At 61.3% G+C, this 6,472-nt stretch carries 5 protein-coding genes; all 5 read left to right on the top strand.

Going from position 1 to position 6,472, the window contains the following annotated elements:
* A partial coding sequence (locus GM672_RS26825; RefSeq protein ID WP_155473567.1) for a TlpA family protein disulfide reductase occupies positions 1 to 484 on the top strand: 484 nt, incomplete at its 5' end.
* A gap of 244 nt (positions 485 to 728) precedes the next feature.
* On the top strand, positions 729 to 2,042 hold the full coding sequence (locus GM672_RS29430) for a type VI secretion system Vgr family protein (RefSeq protein WP_229417973.1): 1,314 nt from the start codon (positions 729 to 731) through the stop codon (positions 2,040 to 2,042).
* Positions 2,043 to 2,070: 28 nt separating this feature from the next.
* Positions 2,071 to 3,522 (top strand): DUF2345 domain-containing protein, encoded by a 1,452-nt coding sequence (locus GM672_RS29425; protein ID WP_229417972.1) that lies wholly within the window; start codon positions 2,071 to 2,073, stop codon positions 3,520 to 3,522.
* A 41-nt stretch (positions 3,523 to 3,563) separates the two neighbouring features.
* On the top strand, positions 3,564 to 5,516 hold the full coding sequence (locus GM672_RS26815; RefSeq protein ID WP_229417971.1) for a phospholipase D-like domain-containing protein: 1,953 nt from the start codon (positions 3,564 to 3,566) through the stop codon (positions 5,514 to 5,516).
* Between the two features lies 1 nt (position 5,517).
* Positions 5,518 to 6,472, top strand: a 955-nt coding sequence (locus GM672_RS26810) for a tetratricopeptide repeat protein (protein WP_155473566.1), incomplete at its 3' end; no start/stop codon positions are given.

Below are 6,472 nucleotides of genomic sequence, written 5' to 3'. Positions count from 1 at the left end.
GCTGGCGGCAACGGTGGCCGGCTGCGCCCTGTGGTTCGGCGGCACCGCCCTGAACCAGGCGCTGACGCCCGCGGGCGCCCCGCTGCCGGCCGTGGAAGTGCGCCGCATGGATGCCTCGCCCGTGGCCCTGCGCAGCTTCGTCGGCCGGCCCCTCGTCATCAACCTGTGGGCCACGTGGTGCCCGCCCTGCCGACGCGAGATGCCGGTGCTGCAGGCGGCCCAGCGGGCGCACCCGGACATCGGCTTCGTCTTCGTCAACCAGGGCGAACCGGCCAACGTCGTGGCGCCGTTCCTGGCCACCCACGGCCAGCTGGACAATGTGCTGCTCGACCCGGCCCGGCAGCTCGGCACCCGCACCGACTCGTTCGGTTATCCGACCACGCTGTTCTATGACGCAAAAGGACGGCTGCGGCTGCGCCACGTGGGCGAACTGTCGGCCGCCACCTTGCGCGAGAAGCTGGACCTGCTGCAGGCGGGGCGCTAGTGAACACGTTCACGCGCGGTTCGCCAGCTAGCCGAAGACGCGACCGGTCGGCTATCGTGACCTTAACAAACCATATTGCCTGGCTCCGCTGAAAGCCAGTCGAACGGTCATTGAACAACACACCGAGGAAGCAGGAAATTATTGACTTGAGGCAATATCTCATCATGGACGCCGGGGTACTGTAGCCACTCAAAGTATTTTCACTGAAGCTGCGGCCGTGCCGAGCGCCTATCGGAGACTATCAATGAGCGGAAGCTTGGGAATCGCGGCCGGCGCCGCGCAGTCGGCGTTCAGCGGCGCCTCTCAACACAAGCGGCTCATGCGGCTCGACTTCCCGTTGAACGATGCACCCCCGGCAATCCTTCTGCCCAACAAACTTCTCGCCCATGAGGAAGTGTCGCGCAGTTTCCGCTTCGATATCGAGGTGCTGTCGGACGACCCGCGCATCCCGCTCAAGACGCTGATGGGGCGGATGGTAACGATTTCCCTGGTCCTGCAAGACGGAAGCCTGCGCTACTTCAACGGCTATATCACCGAATTCCGCTTCCTGCGCAGCGATGGCGGCTTCGCCTTTTATCAGATGGTGCTCGAACCGTGGCTCGCATTCACCCGCCTGCGCAAGGACAGCAGGTCGTTCCACAATAAAAACGTGCTCGAAATCACAGCGGAAACCCTGCAGCACTATCAGCAGGCCGACTGGCAGATGGTTCAAATCGACGAGTCAAGGCTGACTGTCGCCAACCAGTACAACGAAACCGACTACAACCACCTGCACCGGCGCTGGGAAGCGCTGGGCCTGCACTACTGGTACGAACACAGATCCGACGGCCATACGCTGATGATCTCGGATAACAGCACCCTGTCCAAGCCGATCGACGAGGAAGCATACGTAATCCCGTTCCACGACCAGGGCGGCTCACGCGAGGACGACGGCATTCACGCCTGGTCCGCCATTCGGCGCATCGGTTCGGGCAAGACGACATTGGCATCGTTCGATTACAAGAATCCCAGGGTGCAAAGAGTCGAAGCGCCTTCCGTCAACCGGCAAGGCGATTTCTTTCCTTATGAAGTCTACGAAGACACCGGCGCCTATGGTTTCCGCATGCATGGCGACGGCGAACAACTGGCGGCCCGGCGCATGGACGAGGCGGACAAGGACACGCAGTACTTCGAGGCGACGGGCAATGGACGGTGCGTGCTGCCTGGCCGAACGTTCAAGCTCGGCCGCCACTTCAGCGCCGCAATGCGCGCACGACAGTACGACGGTGAGCTGTACGGCAGTATCGAGGACCGCCGCTACCTGATCCTGTGCGTCGACCATGAAATATCGAATAATTATCAGGCCGGTTCAGGCGCCCTCTCCCACTATAAGAACCGCTTTACGTGTATCCGCGAGGACCTCCGCTGGCGCCCCGGCCGCAATTACAACAGCGAGCCAGTTCTCTATACGGGTCTGCATACCGCAATTGTCGTCGGCCCGGCAGGCGCCGATATCCATACGGATGGCTACGGAAGAGTCAAGCTGCAGTTTCAATTGGGACCGGCTGGGCAATTTTGATGAAAAGAGCTCGCCCTGGATTCGCGTCATGACACCGGCAGCCGGCAGTGAGTTCGGACAGATCCGCTTGCCACGAGTCGGCGAAGAGGTGGCCGTCGTCTACCCCAACGGCAATATCGACCATCCGCTCGTGCTCGGTGCGCTCTACAACCATATGCACATGCCGCCGTGGGCGCTGCCGGAGCAGCAATCGCTTGCGGGCCTGCGCAGCCGGGAACTGGGAGGCGGCTTTCGCGGCAATCACCTTGTCCTCGACGACACGAAAGACCAGATCCAGGCGCAGCTGAAAAGCGATCACCAGTGCAGCCAGCTGTCGCTTGGCCACATCACGCGCATCGAGGACACCAGCGGGCGCAAGGACGCACGCGGTGAAGGCTGGGAGCTGCGTACCGACGGGCACGGCGTGGCACGCGCGGCCAAGGGGCTGCTGATCACAACGGAAGCGCGGCAGGCCGCACGCGGGCCCATCAAGGACATGGACGAAACGACGAGACGGCTTGCCCTGGCTGCCGAGCAGCATCAACTGCTGGCGGAAATCGCACAGAGAAACGGTGCACAGGAAGCTGCCGACAATCAGGATGCCGTGGCATCCCTGCTGCAATCACAAAACGACGTGATCCAGGGGCAAGATTCGAAACCGGGCGGTTTTCCCGAACTGGCCAAGCCGCACCTGGTGCTCGCAAGTGCCGCCGGTATCGCCACCACGACCACCGGCGACACCCACGTTTCCAGCGACCGCCACACGGCGCTTACGACAGGTAAAAGCTTTTCTCTGGCGGTGGGAACGCATTTCTTTGCCAGCGTCCGCCAGTCCTTACGGCTGTTCGTCCAGAAGGCCGGCATGAAGATGGTGGCCGCCGCTGGCGACATCGACCTGCAGGCGCTGTCGGACAACATCAAGCTGTTGGCGAAGCTGGAAATCACGCACACGGCCAACCGGATCACGATCAGTGCGAAGGAGGAGGTCGTCATCAACGGTGGTGGCAGTTACGTGAAGTTTGCCGCCGGCGTGATCGAACACGGTACCAACGGCAACTTCATCGCGCACGCGAAGCACCACAACCTGACCAGTGCAAAGAACGCCGAGATGGCTATCAACATGCCGGCCGTGGCCGACGTACTGAGCAAGGGCCGCGCCGCGTTGCACGTCGGCAGCCACGCCGAGACCGCAGGGCGCGCCAGTGCCGGCTTGCCCTTCAAACTGTTCAAGGACGGGGCAATGGTCGAGCAGGGCCACATCGACGACAAGGGAAATATCCAGTTCGCGCACGAGCTCGATGCCGCCGCGAAGTACAAGGTCGAGCTTCCAACCGGGCAGTCTTTCGCTATCGCTGCCAGTGCCTACGAAGAACAGCACGAACAGAATGCGGGCCTGGGATACCACGGCTACGAGAATCCGGGCGGCGCCCTGACGGACGACGAACATTCGCTGAACCAGGACCGGATCGACGCCAGTCCCTGGTCCAGCGAGCAAGCATGAGTTCCAGCCGCCGATAGCGGTCATCCAACAAGGGGAAGCGAATGGGCATGGCAGAAAACGAAGGACTTTACACACAGGAGCTTTGCTACAACCAGGCGGTAGGTCCTTACGAATGCCTGTCCTTGCCATGGTGGGTGAGGACGAGGAAGCACAAGACCTACCTGGCGCGGCACCACTGCCAGATCGTGCCCCTCGTCTGCGGCGAGGAAGTGTTCAAGCGCATCCACATCGACCTCCTCGCAGCGCGGCGCAGCGTGGACATCATTACCTGGGGATTCGACCCGGGCATGGTGCTCGTCCGTGGTGGCTCGGCCGAAGACGGCATACGCTACGGCGACCTGCTCAAGCAGATCGCGACCCGCAAGGAGAATCCGGTCACGGTGCGCTTGCTGCTGTGGCACGACAATGCGGCCTCGTACGCTATCCAGAAAAATAATCCTGGCCTGTACGGAACCCGTGTCCCCACCATCGGCGCCTACGCAGGCTACTACGGCGAAACGCATGACCGGTATAACCGGGAATGGTTCGATGAAATCTTCGCGAACAAGGTGCCGAAAATCGTGCTGCATACCCGTGAAGTCGCCCTGAAGTTTCGGGACTCGGCGCTGGCCGGCGAGAAGTACAAGATCAGTCCAATCGACGGCCGGGCCGGCTCCATCTATCCCACCCATCACCAGAAGATGATCCTGATCGATTACGAAACGCCGGCGCGTGCCATCGGCTACGTGATGGGGCATAACTCGACGACCGACTTCTGGGACACCGTCGATCATCGTTTCCAGGACCGGCGCCGCGAAACGCTGTACAAGAAGAATCCGGCTGAGTGGGACAGCAAGCTCGCGGCTGCCGCGGATGAAGCGCAGGACTGGTACGAGCGGCAAATGCGATCGATGATGGGACAAGCTGACCAACCGTCGCGGCGAAAGGCTCAGCGCCTGATGGAATTCATCAAGCAATACGGGTTCACCGCGAAACCGTACCAGGACGTGTCGCTGCGCGTGCGCGGCGCCATCCTGTATGACATGAACCACAATTTCTGCACGGGCTGGGCCGAGTCCGAACAGGCCACGTCGTCCTTGATGAATGCGATCTGGATGACGCCGGCAGGCTTGGCGGTCAAGGCGGCTGCGGCCAAGGCCGCGACTGAACAGCCGGTGAAAGTGCATCCTCTCGTGCAGGACAGGAGTCGCTTCAAGGCTGCCGATTTTGCCCTGAAGGACTGCCACCACAGCGCGCAGTTGTTGCGCACGTACCCGGCGTACCAGGAGAAGTCGATCAAGGAATGCTACGCCAACCTGACCCGGCTCACGCATCACTACATCTTCATCCAGAACCAGTATATCCAGTACGAGGAGTGGGCAACTTACCTGACGGCGTGCGTGGAGAAGTTGCGCAGCGCGGGCTACACCAAGCCGATCTACGTGTTCATCCTGACCTCCACACCCGAAACCGACGGCATGGACCTGGCGACCTATGACGTTGCCCTGCAGCTGGGAAGAAGCGAGACCATGAAGGTGGAGCATGAGGAAGCGCTGAAGCGCGCCAAGCGGGGCAAGGCAAAGGCGCCGATTACGGCGGCGGAGCTCGAGAAACGCGGTATCAAGGCTCTGATGGCCTCGATGTGGAGCGGTGCCGAGGCGCCGAAATCCCCGAGGGATTACGAAGAGACCTATATCCACGCGAAGGTGGCGATTGTCGATGATGCTGCCTTCACGGTCGGCTCGGCCAACCTGAACGTGCGCAGCATGGCCTTGGACAGCGAGCTCAATTTGCTGAGCCAGGCCAAGGACGTGGCGTTTGACTTGCGCAAAAAGCTGTTCAAGCAGTGCACGGGTGCCGAGGGGCCGGCGCAGTTTGGGGATATGGAAACAACCTTCAATAAGTGGCTGGAGCTGATGCGGGAGAATGCCAATGCGATGGCGAATGCCGGTCCCCTGAAAGGCCAGATCGCCACCTTCCACGTCGATAGGCAACCCGGCCCGCCGGTGATCTGACATGAGACGCCCGATACCTCGCTGGCTCTTGATCGCTGGCACCTCGATTGCAATCGCAGCAGGTGCCTATTTTCTACAACAATATCTGGAGTACTTGAAAATGCACACGATCCCCGCTGGCTTGCAGGCGTTCGATGTCAAAGGCCCGATTCCGACCTGCGGACGCTGGAAGGACACGATGCCGAAGACGCGCGATCCTGCCGCCTACCGGCTCTACATCAATGCCCGCAAGCTGTGGCGCAGCAAGATCGCGTGGCAGCTGACGCGGCAGGAAGCGCTCGGCATCCTGCACGACGTACAGGCCGCCGCGAACCAGGGCGACTGGGGAGCACGTGCATTGATGGCCTACTTCTATCGCAACGGCCTCGGCCCCCTCGAGAAGAACCACGTGCTCGATCCGGATGCGGACAAGCTGGTGGAAATCCTGCGCTCGGCCGTCGCCGCCGGCCAAGCCTGGGGCTACTACGATCTCGGCGTCGCGCACGAGCATGGCTACGGCGGTGCTGCGCAGGATGAACAGATTGCATGGGCCTATTACCGGAAGGCGGCGGAGCTCGGCAGTCCGGAAGCGCAGATGGCACTGGCAAGCGCATACCTGAAGGCCGAACGCCGCGATGCCGAGGAAGTGATGGTGATGTGCGCGTACGCTCAAGGCCATGGCCCTGCCGCCTACGACCTGGGAATGTCAGCAAAACTTCGAAAGGATTTTAGGGCAGCGCTGGAATATTATCAGGCGGGGACGCGGTTCGGCAGCAAAGAAGCTGCAGTATCTTTGATGTTTTTTTTCGACAGTAAAGAGTGGAGTTTGCGTGACAAACAAGAGCAGGCGGCGCTCAAAGGACTCGAAATCCTGCCCGATCCGGAGCGTGAAAACCGGTATCACCAGATCTACCAGGCACTCGACCTCAACCCCGACCTGAAACTGACCCGGCTGGACAAGGTGCTGCCGCTGCCTC

This window comes from Pseudoduganella buxea (genome assembly GCF_009720835.1).
In the GTDB taxonomy this organism is placed as follows: Bacteria; Pseudomonadota; Gammaproteobacteria; order Burkholderiales; family Burkholderiaceae_D; genus Rugamonas; species Rugamonas buxea.
Note: the sequence above shows the minus strand (reverse complement) of the source record. Positions and strands in the feature narration are given on the sequence as shown.